An 18,508-nucleotide genomic window follows, 5' to 3' on the forward strand; every position below is an offset into this window, starting at 1 on the left:
TGCTCAGCCTGTCGACGACCATGAAGGGCCGACCTTGTCGCGAAAAGTAAGCCCCAACGAAGTGGGCGCGGACGAGCGCGTCACCGTCCGCGACGTGGCCGCGCGGGCCGGGGTGTCGGCTACCACGGTCTCCCGTGTGATCAAGGGCGACTACCCGGTCGCCCAGGCCACCAGGGCACGAGTGCTGCGGGCCATGCGCGACCTCGACTATGTGCTCAACGTGCACGCCCGAGCCCTGTCGGGGGCCAGCACGAAGATGGTGGCGTTCATACTCGACGACGTCACCGGCCCCTCCTTCGCCCACGTCGCCAAGGGCGTCGAACAGCAGGCCACCGCCGAGGGCCGGCTGTGCATGGTGTGCACCACCCACGGCGACCCGGCCCGCGAGCTGGCGATCGTCGAGGCCATGCGTGAGCAGCGGGCCGACGCGGTCATCCTGGTCGGCGGCGGCACGCTGGACGACACCTACCGGGAGCGCATGTCACACTTCGCCCACGCCCTCGACAAGGCAGGGTCCCGCCTCGTGCTGTGCGGCCGGCCGCCCCTGGGCGAGGACGTGCCCACCACGGTGGTCGAGTACGACAACGAGGGCGGCGCGTACGCCATGGCCAGCCACCTGCTGTCCCAGGGACACCGGCGCATCGCGCTGGTGGGTGCCACCGTCGATGACCGCAGCACGACCAGGCTCGATCGGGTACGCGGTTTCATGCGCGCCCACGAGTCCTTCGGCGTGCCCCACGACCCGGACCTGGTCGTCCCGGCGGGCTTCGACCGCACCGACGGCTACGACGCCGCCCGCCGCCTGATCGCGCTGGGTGCCGAGTTCACCGCCGTCTTCGCCGCCACCGACATGGTGGCCATCGGCGTCCTGGCCGCTCTTCGTGAGGCAGGACTCCGCGTACCGGAGGACGTCTCCCTGGCCGGCTACGACGACATCCCCTTCGCCGCCGACCTGACCCCCAGCCTGACCACCGTGCACATCCCCACGGAAGAGCTGGGCCGGACCGCGGTACGCCTGGCCCTGAACCGCCAGGACCGCCAACACGTCGTCCTCGGCACCCACATCGTCGTCCGCGACTCCGTACGCCCTCCAGCCCGCCGATCGTAGGTGGGCCACCGCCACCCACCCGTTGCCCCACTACCAAGTGGGCTGCCGGGATCCCACCCCGAAGGGTCCTCGCTTCGCTCGGGCTGTCCTTCCTGAGGCGCGCCTAACGGCGCGCAAGGTCTTCACACGGGGGCGCTTCGCGCTCGGGGCTCGGCTGTCCCTTATCCATGCGCCTTCGGCGCACCCCAGCGCTTCCGGCGCCGTCAGGCCCACCCCTTGAGCGACTACCGCAAGCTTGCCGACCGCCTGACCGAGCTGCTCCAGAGGTGAAACCATACCCGGCCCGCTCGGCCGCGCATCACCGCACACCCCGCCGTCACACCCGACCATCTGATGCGGCGGGCTTCCACGCCGAACGGCCGGACACCTGCCTAACGACCTCATGGTGACCGCCATGTCGAAGGAGGCACATCCGGCATGACCGCCGCCCAGGACGCTCCAACCGTCCCAGGATCCGGCAGTTAGTGTGCGGGGAGCCGGATCACTTCGACGAGATCGGCCAGGTCGACGTGGGCGGCGATCTCCTGGATACGGCGTGTGTAGGCCAGGAGGTAGTGTCGTCCGCGAGTTCAGGAAAACTGAAGGCCGCTCACAGGGAACTCTCGGGCGCTCAAGCGCCCTGCGCGCGGCCCCACCGCGTGGCGTAGGGGCCGCCCGCCGGATGCGCCCACGAACCCGCGCCGCAACGGCGATGCGGGGGCCCGGTTCAGAGATGTCTAGGCGACCCTGGTGACGTGCCAGCTCTGGTTCTCGCCGCCCCAGCAGCGGGCCTGGACCACCCTGGTGCCGTCGGCGTGGTCCAGATTGGCCACGTCCAGGCACTTGCCACTGTGCTTGGCGATGATCCGCCTGGTGCCGTCGGCGTTCTTTTTGACCCACCACCGCTGGTTGGCGGTGAAGCGGCAGGTCGCCTGGAGCACGACCGCCGCGTCATTTTTGCTCGCGTCGACGACGTCCAGGCACTTGCCGCTGTGCCTGGCGATGAACACGTACGCCCCGTCGTCGAACCTGCGGGCCTCCCATTGCTGGCTGAGCACCCCGTTCAGGCACCGCCACTGGTGTGCCTGGGCCGCGTGCCGGGTGCTCCCACCCCGTACGTCCAGGCACTTGCCGCTGTGCTCGACGACGAACTTGTAGTAGGCGGGTTCGGCGTGGGCGACGCCGGTGCCGGCGAGGGCGAGGCCGGCGACCGCGGCCAAGGCGACGACGAAGGCACGGCGGACTGCTGTAAAGGACATGGTCATTCTTCCTGTCATGTGATCCAGAGTCGGCATGACGAGCGGATCCGTCATGAGTAGGGCCTACTCATTTCCGAGATCCCGGGTTCTTGGCGGCCCAAGCGAGGGCTAGGTCGCCGATGCCTGATTAGCGGTCCAGCCGCACCTCGGCAGCGGACTGGCGCCGGCGGAGTCGGCGCCCCACTGGCGTTTACGCTGCTCGGCCCACTGAGGCGAGATGCGGCCGGCGGCGATCGCTTCCTCGAGGGTGACGTGCCGAGTCCACCAGTCCTCCAGACCGGGGGCGCGGCAGTGAACGTCGCGGAAGCGGCCGGCCGGCGGCCCGGGCGTGCTGATGGCGAGGGCGAACGCCTCCGGTAGGCCGTCCGTGCGGCCGCCGGAGAACGATCACGTGATGGTCGTCTCCATGCCGAACAGCAAGGGCCCTCGATCGGCGACTACGAGGTAGAAGAAATGAGATGAATACCAGAGCGATTGCCGGCGCGCCGGCAACGAAAGCTGGGACTAGGATTTGACTCTGGGGAATTTAGACCCCGGCCCATACTTCACTCCCGCGCCTCCTCGTGCATCCCCTATCTTCTCGATGATCTCCCGCTCTCTCAAGCTGTTCAGCAAATCACGAGCCGCGTAGACATGCAGATCGAAGAGGCGACGCACGGTCTGGTTCGTGATAAATCCGTACTCCCTGACATGGTCGACGATCTTTTGATCGGTGTCTTCGATCCCGCGCCGGCGATACGTAACCGAGCGAGACATGGCCGCAAGAGCCGCAGATCTGAGCCGATATGTAGGAAAGGGCCTATTGACTGTCCGCCTGGTGGCCTCTATGAGATTGTATTCGTCAGCCATGGAACGCAGGACTTCTTGCGCCTCGAGCGGGGTTCTTTGGATTATAACGGCCAGCTTGTGAGCGTCGATACTGCTGCTATGGCGCAGATGGGATAGTGAGAGCAGGATGTTGATGTCTCTGCCTGCCTTGACCGGGAGGTCGTTTATGAAGCGCACGAACACGCCGTTTCCGATTTTGCCCGCGAGGACAGCTCGGACAAGAGTGCCGTGGTCTTCGAAGAGTGGTGGCTCCTTACCGATTCGCAGCATCTCCCTATAGGCTCTGTCCACTCCCTGCCCGGTCCGCTCTGCCAACTGAAGCATAGATACGGTCTCCGTGAGTAGCCGGTTTCTGGGCGTAGAGGGGTAGGTAAGAATGTTGGCCGGTGTCACCCCTGACACGAGGGCGCCTGGGCTTGTGATGACCAGACGCTCCGGGGAGTGCTCTATATCGACCGTGCCGCCGGTCTCGTAGGAGCGGTGAATGAGAGCATTGATGATCAGCTCTCGGACCGCCTCGGCCGGATAGTCGGTGAGCTGAAGCTGAATACCACCGGCCACATTGAGTGGATGAACTTCTCTCCGGCTCTCCATGGCGTCGGTCAGAGCTTCAATCGCCGCTATCAGTGGTCGAGTTCCTCTGATCCTGCTGGTGGCTTCGCTGCCGGACGTGGGGCGGAATTGATAGGAGTAGCCATAGCGGGGGATGACTCTGGTGATCAGTGACTCCTCAGCGAGCAGGAGCACGCCCGCGTTGGTGATGCTTCCGTTGGGCGCGATCAACCTCAACGATTCGAGCAGCGCCCGATCCGACAAGTCAGCCAAATGATCGCGGCCGCCGGCATTCAAGAGGCGGCGCAGCCGTCCGAACTCCACGGCACTCAACTGGCTGATATCGACGCTCGACGCGTCCGCTGACCAGTCGACCTGCCCTCGCGCGATCATCACCTCCCGTTGCTGGTGGGGAGGGAATGGCAGACATTCCTTTCCGAGGCGCCGTGTGGCGAGGCCGGCCGCGTTGCTGTGGGGCATGACGCCTTGCGGAACGGTGATCAGCACCAGGCGGACGCTATCGATGAACCTCTCGCACACAAATGCCGTGATCGGCGGGCTTGTCCGGTCGAAAATCCCTTTGCGGATGCTGTCGACGGTGTAATTCGTAGGCACGCCTCGAAGCGCGCGAATGCGATCGGTGGCCTTGTCATCGACACCCAGAACGACAGTGCCGCCGCGTGCGTTGACAAAACACACAAGCGCATCTGCGAGCAGGTTGAGCGTCGCTTTCGGCGAGTCGGCAACGAGCTTGAAGTCCAGCATGTCAGTCTCCAGAGAGTCCGCTGTGACCCCCTGCCCGACTACGGCCAGCGCTGCATCCGCCTCGCTATGGTCCATACATTGAGGATAACTGAGAGATGTAGCCGATACAACGCTTCTCAGTTTAGGCGTCCAGAACGGCGGGGACGCGACCTGGTGTGACACAACGGAACCCACGCCGCAGACTGATGGCTCTCCGCCATCGGGTGCCTCCCCTGAATAGGAGCGTCAGGCCCGGATGACGACCTTCCCCACCGCCTCGCCGGAGGCGTAGTAGCGGCAGGCGTCGGGCGCCTCGTCGAAGGTGAACACGCGGTCGATGACGGGACGGATACGGTTGACTTCGATGGCGCGGTTCATGGCGAGGAACTGTGCGCGGCTGCCGACGGCGACGGCGCGTACGGTGGCGCCGGAGGCGAACAGCACCCGCGGGTCGATGGGCGCTGCGGTATCGGAGACGAAGCCCACACAGGCCACGTGACCTCCGATCATCACCGCTTTGAGCGACTGTTCCAGCAGGCCGGCGACGTCCACGACGCGGTCGGCGCCCCGGCCGCCGGTCAGCTCCAGGACCTCGGCGGGCCAGTCCGGGGTGGCCCGGTAGTCGATGACCTCGTCGGCGCCGAGCTCGGCCAGGCGTCGCGCTTTCGCCGGGCTGCTCGTGGTGGCGATCACCCGCGCGCCGAGCGCCTTGGCGAATTGCAGCGCGAACAGCGACACCCCGCCCGATCCCTGTGTCACCACCGTTTCGCCTGCTCGCAGGCCGATGCCGTCGCCGGTGAGCGCGTTCCATGCGGTGACCGCGGCGCAGGGAAGCGTCGCGGCCTCCTCGTACGACAAGTGATCGGGGACCGGGACCAGGCCGATCGCCTCGATCACCGCGAGCTCGGTGAGCATGCCGTCCAGCGAGCCGCCGCGCTGCGGGAGGTGCTGAACGCCGAACGGGCCGTACTGCCAGCTCGGGAAGAGCGTGGCCGCGACCCGGTCACCGACGCTGAACCCGTCGACGCCGGGTCCGACCGCGACGACGTCGCCCGCCCCGTCGGACAGCGGGACGACGTCGGATTTCACCGGCAGCACATAATCGCCGCGCAGCACCATCAGTTCGCGGAAGTTCAGCGAGGTGGCGCGCACGGCCACCACGACCTGCCCGGCGCCCGGAAAGGGGTCTTCGTGTTTCCTGATCGACAGGCCGTCGATCCCGTCGCCGCTGTTGACGTGGTAACTACGCAAGGGGTTCCTCCTCGTCAGCGGGCGTGGCCAGTGGGACCTCTCCCGCGGTCTTGCTGTAACCGAGGGCTTCGACGATCAGGCCGTCGCGAAGGCGCATGAGGTTCACGCCGCGTACCGAGTCGGCCGGGCCGTCGCCGAAGCGGTAGCGCCAGCGGATCGTCGCCCGATCGCCGGCCACCACCACTTCCTCGGGCTCGAACTGGGTGGTGCGGTCCTCGGCGAGCGCCTGCCAGAACGTCAGACAGGCCTCGCGTCCTTCGTAGCGGGCGCCGTCAGGAGCCGGTTGGATCGCCTCCATCACGCAGTCGTCGCCGATCAGGTCGGTGAGCGCGGCGGGGTCGTGATCGACGAAGGCGCGGTTGAAGTGGTCGATGACATCGGCCGTGGTACTGAGAGACATACGAATCCAATAGATAGAACGTCCGGTCTACTTCGCACCATATAGACCGGTTGATCTACTCGTCAACAGATGGCAGGCTGTGAGCCGTGAGCACCCGTACCACGCCCGGCCCGCGAGAACGCCTCCTGGAGGCAGCCCAGAAGCTGACGTACAGCCACGGCGTAGGCATCGGCGTCGACACCATCCTCAAGACCGCGAACGTGGCCCGCCGCTCTCTGTACGAGCACTTCGGGGGCAAAGACGGACTGATCGCCGAGGTGCTCAGGCGCAGCACCGCCGAGGACGAAGCCCGCTACCTGCAGACCATGCAGGCCGCCGGCGATGACCCGCGCGACCGCCTCCTGGCCATCTTCGACCGGCTCGCCGAGTACATCACCGCGCCTGACTTCCGCGGCTGCCGCTATCTCGCCGCCGATCTCGCCCTAGCCGATCCCGAACACCCGGGGCACGCCATCACCCGCGACTACCGGCGGCGCGTGCACGGACTTCTCGAGGACGAACTCACCAAGCTCGGGCATCCGAGGCCCGCACACGCGGCCGGCCAGCTCCTCCTGCTCATTGACGGCACGATGGCAGCCGGAGTCACCCGCCCCGGCACCCACCCTGCGGCCTCCGCCCGCGAACTCGCCGAGCAGATCCTCACCACCCGGCATTAGCCCAGGTCTCGTGCGCGATACCGGCGAACGAGCCAGCCAACTCCATACAGGACTATGTAGCCGGAAATCGCGAGTGCCAGGCATAGAAGAAGCGAAAGCGGTGTGAAGAGGGCAAGTCCGCTGAACGCCAAGAAGGAAAAGGGGAGCAGATCGAGCGCTGGATGTTCTTGAGACCAGCGCTTCAGCGTGAGCACTGGAGTCCACCCGATCACCACAAGGGCTCCATAGGACAGCCCGATGACGGCACCTACCGCGACCCCGTGTTTCTCCGTGCCCCACGCCGCCGCATATACAGCCACGAGGACAAAGAGAACTGTCACTACCCACCGGCCTAGAGGTCGGCCGAATAAGCCGACTCTCCTGGTGGACTCCCCCTGGTCGGCCATAGGTGGAGTGTCGCACGTTTCGGACGAGATCACACCGGGAGAGGCGCCTATAGCAGCACTCTGACACGGCGAATCCGCCCGCGGGGCAACCGCAAGCTCGTAGTGTCAGGAGATGGATGATCGCGTACGGGTGCTGTGTCTGCGGCATGCGGAGTCGGAGAACGTCATCGCTCGTGCCGCCGGCGCACTGCCCCTCGCCGGCCTGACGCCAAAGGGACGGCTGCAGGCTGCTGAGGCGGCGCAGCGGCTGGTCCCCGAGGGGATCGCCCGGATCTACGCCAGTACGGCGTTGCGGGCCCAGCAGACCGCCGAGATCATCGCGCGAACGCTCAGCGTGGATGTCGCCCTCTGGCCCGACCTGGTCGAAGTGGGGATCGGCGGTTTGGAAGGCAGCACCGATCCAGCGACTCGGGCACGCACGGCAGACGTTCTCCGTTCATGGATCGTGGACGGGCGGCTGAGTGAGGCGGTGGGCGATGGCGAGGACGGGCACGCCGTCACCTCGAGGATCGTCGCCGCCCTCACGTCGATCGCGGCTGAGCATGGGGGTGAGACGGTCGCTGTGGTGGGGCATGTGGCCAGCCTCACCACCGGCCTCAGCGCGCTGTGCGGGATCGGCGAGCAGGTCTGGGGAGCACCGCTTCCGCACGCGGTCCCCTTCGCCGTCGAGTACGACGGACGTTCGTGGCATTGCTCGTCGTGGCCCACCCTGAACGGTCAGCGGGTGGGCCACGTAGCGCCCTAGTCGGCCAGGCGGAGCACGCCCCAGTGGCTGGTGTCCAGGTAGGTGCGGCTCGTAGCATCGTTCCAGGTCACCGCACCGGTACGGGCCGCGCCCGTCGCGTCGTTCACCTGGATGTCGAAGCCCAGCAGCGTCCCCTCCGCCAACGTGATCGTGGGCAGCTTGATGGCCGCCTCCACGACGTACCCGCCGGGCACCACCTTGGCCACGGCCGTCACGTTGTCCTTGACGCCGGCCGCGTCGAAAGTGCCGCCGACCGTGACGCGACAGGTATGGCTGACCCGGTACTGGCCGTCGTCGTCCGTGTAGCCCTTCGTCTTGCCGTTGCCGGGATCCACGAAGATTTCGACGGAGTCCTGTTCCCAGGGGTTCGGGGATTCCTCGCTCAGGGCCGGGTCCGCTACCTGGGCCAGGACGTACAGGACCGATCCGTGCCACAGTGACCTGACCTTGGCGGTCGCGCCCGACGTGCCCTGGATCCAGGTGGCGGTGCGAATCTCGGGCGCGGCCCACCAGGCCGGGTCCGCGACGCCGTCGAGTACGGGCGGCACCGGACGGTGTGCGGCAGCGGTGAGCTTGATGGCGGGCGCGGTGGTCACCTTGCCGGTCCAGGAGATCGCAGTGCTCCCGTCGTGTACGTCCACGTCCACGTCGGTGCCCTTCTTGACCAGCGCTTCGACGCGGTATCCGGTCGCCGTGCGCCGCACGGCCGCCCGGGGACCGCCGGCCCGTGTGACGGTGTACGTGGTGCCGTCCACGGTGAACGTCACCTTGTCCTCCGCGGTGAGTGTCGGGTCGACGACCTCGGCGAGCACGTACAGGCCGTCAGGAGCGGACCGCGCCTGGAAGCCGGCCGACACGTCGCCCACCCGCGCGAGGGGCGTGTCGGGCAGCAGGTCCCATTGGAGGTCCCGCTTGCCGTCCACCTTCACCTTCCCGGCGGGCGCCTCCAGCTTGCCCGCCGATGGCGGCAGCTTGGACGGGTCCACCACGGCCCAGTACGCGGGCTTGGCCTGCAGGTCGTGGTCGAAGAGCAGTGGCGCGTTGAGCCGCGGGATCGGCCAGGTGTTCAGCCAGCTGACGTCGTCGGACTCGCCCCAGACGGTCACCGAGCTGAGCTTGCCGGCCTGCCGCCGGAAGACGTCGAACAGTGCCTTGTACCGGTGGCCCTGCTCGGCCAGCAGCTCCGGCGAGATCGACGGGTAGGAGGAGACGAAGTCGGTGTAGATGCTCACGTCCAGCTCGGTGACCTGCTGGTCCACGCCGAGGGTGGCGAAGCGCTCGAGGGTGTCCTCGACGTACGAGGCAGGCGGCTGCTCGATGTTGAGATGCAGCTGGTGGCCGACGCCGTCGATCGGCACGCCCTCGTCCTTGAGGCGCTTGACCAGCGCGTACAGGGCTTCGCGTTTGCGTGGGAACTCGGTGTTGTAGTCGTTGATGTACAGCTTGGCGTCCGGGTCGGCCTCGCGGGCGACGCGGAAGGCGGTGCGGATGTAGTCGAGACCCGCGATCTCGTACCACTTGGAGCGGCGCAGCCCGTCGGGCTGGTTCTCGTCGATGACCTCGTTGACCACGTCCCAGACCGCGATCTTGTCCTTGTAGCGGGTCACGAGCGTGCGCACGTGGTTCTCGACGCGCCGCAGCAAGGTCTCCTTGTCTATTTCCTTAACGTCCGCACCCTCGAACACCCAGGCCGGGGTCTGGCTGTGCCAGACGAGCGTGTGCCCGCGGACGGTCATGTCGTGCTGGATGCCGAAGTCCACGAGGTGGTCGCCGTCGGCGAAGGCGAACTCACCCTCCCGCGGCTCGGTGGCGTCCCACTTCAGCTCGTTGCCGGGGGTGATGCCGTTGAAGTGCCTGGCCAGCAGCTCACCGTGCACGCCCAGCGTGTCCGGCCTGGTCAGCGCCGACCCCATGGTGAAGGGCACCTTGTCCTTGAGCGCGGGGATGTCGGTCTGGATGGGCTTCGGCGCGATGTAGGTCATCGCGAAGTCGTCCAGGTAGAAGGGGAAGGTGCCGCTGTCGGACTCGATGTACAGGCTGAGGAAGTCGACGTCGTAAGCGAGCGTGTACGTGCCGGCGAGCTGCACCCACTCCCCCGCGGCAACGTCCGTGGGCGGCACGATGCGCTCGTAGCTGGGCGTGCCGCCGGTGCGCCGCTCGATCGACAGGCCGAGCCGGCCGGCCGCGGTGTCGGGGCCGAGCCGCACCCACACCGACAGGGCGTACTTGTCGCCCTTGCCCATCCGGCCGAGCACGTTCATGGCGGGCCCGTCCCAGGTGGCCGACCGGCCGGTGACCGCGAGGCTGCGGGCGCCGCCGTGGGCGGCGGCCGTGCTGGACTCCAGCGTGGCGGCGGCCCGCGGCGACCAGTCCTGCGCGGTGCCGTCCTCGAAGTCGGTGCTGATCGGCTCGCGCGTGGGGTCGCCCTGGGGGCTGAGGACGATGTCGTCGAGGTAGTACTGGGAGGTGGCGTCGGAGCTCTCCGCGTAGAGCTGGAGGTCGGTGGAGTCGGCGGTGAAGAGGTACGTGCCCGCGAGCCGCACCCACTCGCCGTCGGTCACGGTGGCCGCCGCGACCCGCTCGTAGGTCGTCTCGCCACCGGCGGGGGTACGCTGCACGGTCAGCGCGATCGTGCTGGCCGGCTGCCCGGTGACGAGCCGGGCGTACGCGGTCACGCGGTAGGTGACGCCCTTGACGAACGGCGCGGCGATCGAGGCCCCATGCCAGGTGTCGGTCCGGCCCGTGGTGAGCAGGCTGCCGGTTCCCCCGTGCGCCGCGTCCGTGGTGACCGTGACGGAGACGCCGCCGCCGCGCGGGCCCCAGCCCTCCGTGGTGCCGCCTTCGAAGTCGTAGGTGAGATCAGCGGCCGCGTGCGCGGGAAGCACCGGCACGAGGCATAAGAGGGCGGCGGCCACCAGGGCTCGGAGGGTGCGCACAGTGCTCCTGCGGGGGTGGGGATGAAAGTTTCAAGGATGTTCCGATAAATGTCAGGCGGACTGTAGATGCGGCGCGCCGACTCGGTCAAGATGTCTCGAGGACGCGAGATCTGCTGCAACCGCTTGTTGCAGCAAAAGTGCAGTTTTACTGCACCCATTGACGTGTCAGCGGCATTACGCGAACGTTTCTTGCAACCGATTGCCGCACACTCTGCGAGGTTGCGCATGCGACTTCTGTTACTCATTCCGCTGGCAGGGCTGGCGATGGCGATGACGCCGCCCGCGGCCGCTCAGACCCGCGCCACGATCGTGGTCGCGGCCGACGGGACCGGCGACCACCCGACCGTGCAGGCGGCCGTCGACGCGGTGCCGTCCGGCAACGCCCAGCCGGTCACCATCCTGGTCCGCAAGGGGACCTACAAGCAGCAAGTGGTTATCCCCGCCGACAAGCCGCACATCTCGCTAGTGGGCGACACCAGGGACCCGCGCGAGGTCGTGCTCACGTTCGACGCCTCGGCCTCCACCCCCAAGCCGGACGGCTCGGGCACCTACGGCACCTCGGGCAGCGCCTCCTACGTGATCAGCGCTCCCGACTTCACGGCCCGCAACCTCACCTTCGAGAACTCCTACGACGAGGCCGCCAAGGGCAACAGCCAGGCCGTGGCGGTGCGGACGACGGGCGACCGGCAGGTGTACGAGAACGTCAGGTTCATCGGCAACCAGGACACCCTCTACGCCAACACGCCGTCCGCCACCACGACCGCCCGGCAGTACTTCCGCGACTGCCACGTCGAGGGCGACGTCGACTTCATCTTCGGCCGCGCCACCGCCGTCTTCGACAACTGCGTCATCAAGGCGCTCAACCGCGGCAGCGCGGACAACAACGGCTACGTCACCGCGGCCAGCACGGAGCTGAGCAACCCGTACGGCTTCCTGATCTACCGCAGCCACCTGACCAGCAACGCGCCGGCGCGCACGTACCATCTGGGCCGTCCGTGGCCGGCCGGCGGGTCGGCCACGGCCCGCGGGCAGGTGCTGGTGCGGGAGTCGTGGCTGGGGCAGCAGTTCAAGGACGCGCCCTGGACCGACATGTCCGGCTTGAACTGGCGGGACGCCCGGCTGTCCGAATACCGCAACCACGGCCCGGGCGCGACGATCAATGACGACCGCCCACAGCTCACCTCGGAGCAGGCCGCCGCCTTCACGCCGGAGCGGTACCTGGCGGGCACGGACGGCTGGAACCCCGTCCGCCACCACCACCCGCACCCCGGGTACGGCCCCGGCCGGGAGGTCCTCCCCCGCAACGACGGCTGGGCGGCGGCCACCACCGGCACCACGGGCGGCTCGGCGGCCCGCCAGGAGAACGTGCACGTCGTCTCCACCAGGGCGCAGCTGCGGGCGGCGCTCGGCGATCCGGCCGACAACACGCCCAAGATCATCTACGTGAAGGGGGCGATCGACGCCGACACCGACGACTCGGGCGCCCCGCTCACCTGCGCGGACTACGCGGTGAACGGCTACAGCCTGCCCGCGTACCTGGCCGCGTACGACCCGGCCGTGTGGGGCAGGACCAGCGTCCCGTCAGGACCGCTCGAGGACGCGCGGCGGGCGTCGTACAACAAGATGGCCCAGCACGTCACGGTCACGATCGGCTCCAACGTCACCCTGGTCGGCGCGGGCCGGGACGCCGCGCTGAAGCGCTTCGGCCTGCGGATCGGCAACGCCGACAACGTCATCGTCCGCAACCTGACCATCACCGACACGTCGGACTGCTTCCCGCAGTGGGACCCGACCGACGGCGCGGACGGCAACTGGAACGCCTCGTTCGACAACGTCGAGGTGTCCGGCTCCACCCACGTCTGGCTGGACCACAACACGCTCAACGACGGCGACAACCCGGACTCCGGCCAGCCGCTCTACTTCGGCCGCCCGTACCAGGTCCACGACGGGCTCCTGGACGTGGTGCGCGGCGCGAACTACGTGACCCTCTCCTGGAACCACCTCAGCGGCCACGACAAGGTGACGCTGATCGGCAACACCGACAACCCGACCAGGTACGGCGAGGCGGACAAGCTGAAGGTCACGCTGCACCACAACCACTTCGAGGGCCTCGGGCAGCGCACGCCCCGGGTGCGCTTCGGCCAGGTGCACGTGTACAACAACTACTACACGGGCGGCGCCACGCACGGGTACAGCATCGGCGTGGGTGTCGGCTCGAAGGTGTACGCCGAGAGCAACGCCTTCGACAGCATCGCGGCGGAGAAGGTCTTGTCGGTGTTCGGCGGCACCGCGATCACCGCCAAGGACAACCTGGTCGGCAACGCACCGGCCGACCTGGTGGCCGCCTACAACGCCGCCAACGGCACGGCACTCGGCACGGACGCCGGCTGGACCCCGACGCTGTTCACCCGCATCCACCCGGCCGAGGCACTCAAGGCCCTGGTCCCGGCGGGCGCGGGTGCGGGCCACCGCCTGTTCTGACGAGCCCGTCATCCGCCCCGCAAAGCAGCGCCGATCATCTGCTAGAACCGTCGCATGACGACCTACACCCGCATCGATCCGCTCGACGCGCCCGAGCCGCAGGGAGGCTACACACAAGCCCTCGCGGTCGAGGGCGCGTCGAAGCTGCTGTTCGTCAGCGGCCAGATCCCCGAGACCCGGGAGGGCAAGGTGCCCGACGGTTTCGAGGCGCAGTGCCGGCTCGTCTGGGCCAACATCCTGGCGGCGCTGCGCGCGGCGGACCTGGACGTGTCCCACCTCGTCAAGGTGACCACGTACCTGTCGGACCGCCGCCACGCGGCCGTCAACGGGGCGGTGCGCAGGGAGATCCTGGGCGACCACCGCCCCGCGCTGACAGTGATCATTGCTGACATCTACGACAGCCGGTGGCTGCTGGAGATCGAGGCGATCGCCGCGCTTTAGAGGTTCCCACCGATTGCCCGATTCTCCTGCGCTCCGTCACGGAAAGTGAAAGAGTGACTACACCGAGCCGGAAGGGCAGGGGGTGGCCCTTCCGGCTCGATGGATCACGTTCCGTAGGCCTTGACCTCCAGAAGTCCCACGGAGCTGCTGCCGTTGCCGGTGAGCAGCACCCGCAGCCGGGTGGTGCTCGTGGCGGTGAAGGTGACGTTGTTGTAAGCGTTCTTGGTCAGCGTGTACGCCGACGCGCCCGGCACGTCCACGTACGCACTGCCGTTCCAGTACTGCAGCTTCCACGATGCCGGCATGTCGATGCCCTGATCGTCGTCGAAGAAGTACACCTCGGCCCGGTTGAGCGTACGCGCCGAGGACCAGGTCAGGTCCACCCACTGCTGACCGGTCTCCGGCCAGCAGCCCCAGCGCGGGTTCACGGTGTCGTTGGACGACGGCGGGTCGATCCCGTCGTTGACGGCCGCGACGCTCTCCCAGGAGGAGGTGTACGACGCCGACGGTGTGGCCTGCAGCGCCAGGTTGGGGTTGGGTTCCGGTTGGACCCCGCCCCGGTTGTGGACCTTGATCTCGGTGAGCCCGGTCCTGGCTCCTGACGCGGCCGTGGCCAGCACCCGCATCCGCTGTGCGCTGACGGCGGAGAACTGCACCACGTTGTAGTTGGCCCGTGGTGTGGCCGGGGTCTTGGCCTGGCTGGGCACGTCCACCCAGGCGCTGCCGTTGTGGTACTGGACGGTGTAGGAGGCCGGGGCCCGGTAGGTGGAGCTGGCCGGGCGGCTGTCCTTGAAGTAGAGCCGGACCTCGTTGAACGTGCGGGCCGCGCCGAAGTTCAGCTCGTACCAGTCCTGCCCGGCGGTGGTGCCGCCCCAGAACGGCTCGTTGATCGGGAACCCGTCCCTCGCCCCCGCCGTGGAGCTGCCCGAGGCGGTGGTGGAGGCGGTGGGGGTCGCGTCGGCGGCGAGGTTCGTGAGGTTGGCGGTCAGGTCGACGCCGGCCTTGGCGAGCAGGTCGACCATGCGGGCGCCGGCGTGGTTCACCTGCGTGGGCGACTGGAGGCTGGGGACGGCGACGTTGTGGGTGACGGTGCCGCTGGTGGTCACCGCGCCGGTGGCCGGGTCCCACGTGAACGGCACCAGCGACGACACCGTGGCAGCCCGGCTGCCGTTGATGTAGATCGAGTAGCCTTCGGGCACGCCCGGGTAGCGCACGACGCCGTCGGCGGGGTCGTCCCAGACGATGGTCAGGTCGGCGTTGCGATAACGCAGGTTGTTGACGGTGAAGTGGGTCCAGCCGATGTTGATCGGCGAGAGCTCCACCTTGGCGTCGTTACGCGGCCGCAGCCCGGCGACGTCCTCGATCACGGTCCAGTTGCTGCTGCCGAGGATGTTGTGGTGGATCCAGGAGCGGTAGGCGATCGAGGAGCCGTTCCAGTCGGCCCAGAACTCGTTGGCGTCCGGCCACTGGGTGTTGCCGTTGACGTATTGAGCCCAGGCGTTCCAATAGAGCAGCTTCTTGTACCAGGTCGTGTCGATCCACTCGTTGGGGTAGTTCCGCAGCACCGAGGAGAGCAGGCGGAACTGCACGGTGGAGTTGATCGTGGAGAAGTTGTTGCTGCCGGTGCCCGAGGCCGCCTTGTCGGCCTGGTTGGCGGTGTAGAAGGGGAAGATCGGATACTGCGCCGGATCGTCGAAGAGGCGCAGGGCCTGCTTGTAGGTGGCGGTGTTGGGGATCGCGCCGACGGCGAACGGGTAGTAGTTGTTGATCTCCTTCCACGGCACCCATTCGTTGGTGGACTTCAGCCGGTGCTCGAACAGCTGCCTGCTCGGGTTCCACAACACGTTGACGATGGCGTTCTGGATCTGGGTGGCGAGCGTGCGCATCTCGGTCGACTTGGAGGTGTTGCCGATCGCCTCGTACGCCTGTGCCGCGGCCAGCGCGCCGCTGTACTGGTAGGCGGCCTCGGCGCGGTCCATGCGTCCCGGCTTCCAGTGGAAGGACACGGCGTCGGCGTCGTTGCCGGTCAGGGCGCCCCAGTCGTACTCGATGAGCTTGTTGTTGTCGGTGTCGTAGAACGACAGCTGGCCCTTGACGTCCTGCTCGGCGTAGCGGGCCAGGTTGGCCGCGATGGCGGGCTGGCCGCCGTGGATCTGGTAACTCTTCCAGGCGGCCTCGCCGATGTACTGGGTGTAGCTGTTGGACCAGTTCTCGGGGTCGCCTGGGTTGTCCAGGAAGCGGCCGTTCTTGGAGGTCTGGCCGACGCTGAGCCAATCGCCGTAGGAGTAGATCGGGTTGCGCAGGTATTTGAGGTCGTCGATGTGCATGGGCTGGGTCAGCGCGATCGCGTTGTTGTAGCCCAGCACGCCCTCCATCGAGGTGGGGAACTGGAAGGTCTGGCCGGGGATGTCCGCGTCGAGGTGGTTGTAGCGCATCAGCCACCAGCGGTAGTAGATGTTCTTCTTGATGCCGGGCTCGGGCACGTCGATGTAGGGCACGTTCTCGGCCCACCACCGGTTGTACGCGCGCACGTGGGTGGCGAACGCCGTGGCGGGCGCGTAGCCGGCGTAGGCGTCGTACTCGGTGCGGGAGGCCGGAATCTCGTTGGTGACGAAGCCCATGACGACCTTGACCGTCACGGTGGCGCCGGCGGCGACGGTGACGGATCTGTTGAGTCCGCCGCTGGAGACCGTGAACCCGTCGCCGGTGAGCCTCGGGAAGATCGTGGTGAGGTTGTTGTAGGCGTTCACCTGGCCGGTCAGCTCACTGCCGCTGCCGGACGTCGCGTACGGCGAGGTGGCCCTGACCTGCACGGTCGTCGAGCCGGAGCCGCCGTTCGTGATCGCCAGGTTGGCCACGGCCACGTTGTTCTCGGTGATGAACTTGGTCTGGTTGATCGTGATCGAGCCGCTGGTGTGCCGGCTCTTCCAGTGGCTGGGCGCCTGCCAGCGGGAGCTCACCTGCTCGGTGAAGGTGCCGGGGGTGACGGCGACGGTGAAGGCGTTGTTGTTGTTGATGCTCTCCCAGTACGCCGCCTGCCCGGCGAAGCCGAGCGTGCCGGGCGTGTGGGTCTTCATGAACAGCGCCCGCCCGCGGGACATGAGCCAGGTGCCGGCCGGGTCGTTGCCGGGGCGGGCCAGCAGCCGGTCCATCCAGAAGTCGGTGCCGGAGCTCTCGGCGTCGTAGATGGCCTGCATCATGTTGCCGGGCGTGTACGAGCCGGGCGGGGCGGGGACGGCCGGGCCGCCGAAGGTGGGGAAGCCGATGGTCTGGTCGGCCGCCGCCGGCGGACCGGCGACGATTAAGCCGACGACGAGCAGCAGGGCTGACAGGGCGTGCTTCATGAGAAGGCCCTCCATTCGAGCACACCGGTCGAGTAGCCGGATCTAGAGGTGATGTTCAGCCGCAGCCGGGTCGTGCTGACCGGGGTGAACGTCGTGGCGTTGAAGGTGTTGGCCGCCACGCCGCAGCCGGACGCGCCGGGCACGTTGACGTAGGCGCTGCCGTTCCAGTACTGCACCTGGCACGAGGCCGGCAGGTCGATGCCGAGGTTGTCGTCGAACCAGTAGACCTCGGACCGGGAGATCGTCTGCGCGGTGGGCCAGCGGTATTCGATCCACTCAGTGCCCTGGTGGTCCCAGTTGCCGTAGGCGCCGTGGCTGTGATCGGCCGAGTTGGCGGGGGTGTAGCCGTCGTTGATCGCGGCGAGCGTCTCCCACGGCGAGACGTAGGAGGTGGACGGGGTGGCACTGGCCGCCAGGTTGCCCGGCGTGGTCGGGCCGCCGGTCTGGACGACCTTCTGCATGGTGCCGTCGGCGTTGAAGTACAGCTTGTCGATCGTCACCGAGCGGCGGAAGTTGCCTCCGCCCGGGGCGGCGGCGTTGTGGTAGACCATGTACCACTGGCCCTTGTACTCGATGATCGCCGGGTGGTTCGTGGTCGAGCTGACCTGGTCGAGCACGACGCCGCGGTGGGTCCACGGGCCCATCGGGTTGCTGGCGGTGGCGTAGCGGATGCACGCGTAGTTGGGCTGCGAGCAGCCGGAGTCGTTGGCCGCGTAGGCGAGGTAGTAGACGCCATTGCGCTTGAACATCCAGGGCGCTTCCCAGAAGTTCGACACGCCGCTCGGGGTGACCACCGAGCCGTTGATCGATGTCATGTTGGCGTTGAGGCGGGCGGCGCGCAGGCCGTAGTAGGAGCCCCAGTACATGTAGACCTGGCCGTCGTCGTCCCTGAAGACGGTCGGGTCGATGTTGAGTGGCGAGGAGTTGGGGGTGCTGTCGCTGACCAGCGGGCCGCCGATGGCGTCACGGAACGGGCCGGTCGGGGTGTCGCCGACGGCCACGCCGATGTTCATCCAGCCGGGGCCGTTGCCGTTGATGGAGACGTACCAGTAGTACTTGCCGTCGGCGCCGCGCTCGACCTCGCCCGCCCAGGCGTCGGCGCCCGCCCACGGGAAGCTGGAGATCGACAGCTTGGCGCCCTGGTCGGTGAAGGTCGTGGCGTCGGTGGAGCTGAAGACGTGCCAGTCGCGCATGACGAAGTTCGTGCCGCCGGACGGGGCCTCGTCATGGCCGGTGTAGACGTACAGGGTGTCGCCGACGACCAATGCGGCCGGGTCGGCCGTGTAGATCGCGGTGGTGATCGGCGCACCCGCGAGCGCGGGATGCGGGATGCCGAGGATGACCAGGAGTGCCGCGGCGAGGGCCGCCGCCCATCGTCGTGTCATGAGAGTGTGCCCC

General features: G+C 67.7%; 13 protein-coding genes. 5 read left to right on the forward strand and 8 right to left on the reverse strand.

What is annotated here, in order from left to right:
• The first annotated feature begins 34 nt into the window (after nucleotides 1-34).
• Nucleotides 35-1,108, forward strand: a complete 1,074-nt coding sequence (locus ACTWPT_RS12960; RefSeq protein WP_443177567.1) for a LacI family DNA-binding transcriptional regulator — start codon at nucleotides 35-37, stop codon at nucleotides 1,106-1,108.
• Between the two features lie 716 nt (nucleotides 1,109-1,824).
• Here the strand turns inward: ACTWPT_RS12960 and ACTWPT_RS12965 are convergent.
• From ACTWPT_RS12965 to ACTWPT_RS12980, 4 genes are all read right to left on the reverse strand, one after another.
• A complete protein-coding gene (locus ACTWPT_RS12965; RefSeq protein ID WP_443177568.1) occupies nucleotides 1,825-2,346 on the reverse strand; it encodes an RICIN domain-containing protein in 522 nt (173 codons plus the stop codon).
• 504 nt (nucleotides 2,347-2,850) lie between these two features.
• Complete coding sequence (locus ACTWPT_RS12970; RefSeq protein ID WP_443177569.1) at nucleotides 2,851-4,491, reverse strand: ATP-binding protein; 1,641 nt, start codon at nucleotides 4,489-4,491, stop codon at nucleotides 2,851-2,853.
• 225 nt (nucleotides 4,492-4,716) lie between these two features.
• Nucleotides 4,717-5,721 (reverse strand): zinc-dependent alcohol dehydrogenase family protein, encoded by a 1,005-nt coding sequence (locus tag ACTWPT_RS12975; RefSeq protein ID WP_443177570.1) that lies wholly within the window; start codon nucleotides 5,719-5,721, stop codon nucleotides 4,717-4,719.
• Nucleotides 5,714-6,121 carry a nuclear transport factor 2 family protein gene (locus ACTWPT_RS12980; RefSeq protein ID WP_443177571.1) on the reverse strand — a complete coding sequence of 136 codons (408 nt, stop codon included), beginning with the start codon at nucleotides 6,119-6,121 and terminating at the stop codon, nucleotides 5,714-5,716. The genes ACTWPT_RS12975 and ACTWPT_RS12980 overlap by 8 nt, the downstream gene beginning before the upstream one ends.
• An 86-nt stretch (nucleotides 6,122-6,207) precedes the next feature.
• Between ACTWPT_RS12980 and ACTWPT_RS12985 the strand changes: the two genes are divergently transcribed.
• A complete protein-coding gene (locus ACTWPT_RS12985) occupies nucleotides 6,208-6,777 on the forward strand; it encodes a TetR/AcrR family transcriptional regulator (protein WP_443177572.1) in 570 nt (189 codons plus the stop codon).
• On the opposite strand, the gene ACTWPT_RS12990 is transcribed toward ACTWPT_RS12985, so the two are convergent.
• Nucleotides 6,774-7,163, reverse strand: coding sequence for a hypothetical protein (locus tag ACTWPT_RS12990; protein ID WP_443177573.1), 390 nt, complete (start codon nucleotides 7,161-7,163; stop codon nucleotides 6,774-6,776). The two genes, ACTWPT_RS12985 and ACTWPT_RS12990, sit on opposite strands and share 4 nt — an antisense overlap.
• 112 nt (nucleotides 7,164-7,275) lie before the next feature.
• On the opposite strand from ACTWPT_RS12990, the gene ACTWPT_RS12995 reads away from it, so the two are divergent.
• Nucleotides 7,276-7,908 (forward strand): histidine phosphatase family protein, encoded by a 633-nt coding sequence (locus tag ACTWPT_RS12995; RefSeq protein WP_443177574.1) that lies wholly within the window; start codon nucleotides 7,276-7,278, stop codon nucleotides 7,906-7,908.
• Here ACTWPT_RS12995 and ACTWPT_RS13000 read toward each other — a convergent pair.
• The gene (locus tag ACTWPT_RS13000) at nucleotides 7,905-10,844 is read right to left on the reverse strand and encodes an endo-1,4-beta-xylanase (protein ID WP_443177575.1); all 2,940 of its coding nucleotides are present in this window, start codon (nucleotides 10,842-10,844) and stop codon (nucleotides 7,905-7,907) included. The two genes, ACTWPT_RS12995 and ACTWPT_RS13000, sit on opposite strands and share 4 nt — an antisense overlap.
• A gap of 225 nt (nucleotides 10,845-11,069) precedes the next feature.
• On the opposite strand from ACTWPT_RS13000, the gene ACTWPT_RS13005 reads away from it, so the two are divergent.
• The gene (locus ACTWPT_RS13005; protein ID WP_443177576.1) at nucleotides 11,070-13,325 is read left to right on the forward strand and encodes a pectinesterase family protein; all 2,256 of its coding nucleotides are present in this window, start codon (nucleotides 11,070-11,072) and stop codon (nucleotides 13,323-13,325) included.
• Nucleotides 13,326-13,379: 54 nt separating this feature from the next.
• Complete coding sequence (locus ACTWPT_RS13010) at nucleotides 13,380-13,766, forward strand: RidA family protein (protein ID WP_443177577.1); 387 nt, start codon at nucleotides 13,380-13,382, stop codon at nucleotides 13,764-13,766.
• Between the two features lie 104 nt (nucleotides 13,767-13,870).
• Here ACTWPT_RS13010 and ACTWPT_RS13015 read toward each other — a convergent pair whose 3' ends face one another.
• Nucleotides 13,871-17,110, reverse strand: a complete 3,240-nt coding sequence (locus tag ACTWPT_RS13015) for a discoidin domain-containing protein (RefSeq protein WP_443177578.1) — start codon at nucleotides 17,108-17,110, stop codon at nucleotides 13,871-13,873.
• Complete coding sequence (locus ACTWPT_RS13020; RefSeq protein WP_443177579.1) at nucleotides 17,107-18,495, reverse strand: glycoside hydrolase family 43 protein; 1,389 nt, start codon at nucleotides 18,493-18,495, stop codon at nucleotides 17,107-17,109. The genes ACTWPT_RS13015 and ACTWPT_RS13020 overlap by 4 nt, the downstream gene beginning before the upstream one ends.
• Nucleotides 18,496-18,508: the final 13 nt, after the last annotated feature.

It is taken from the genome of Nonomuraea sp. 3N208, from assembly GCF_052245935.1.
Lineage (GTDB): Bacteria > Actinomycetota > Actinomycetes > Streptosporangiales > Streptosporangiaceae > Nonomuraea.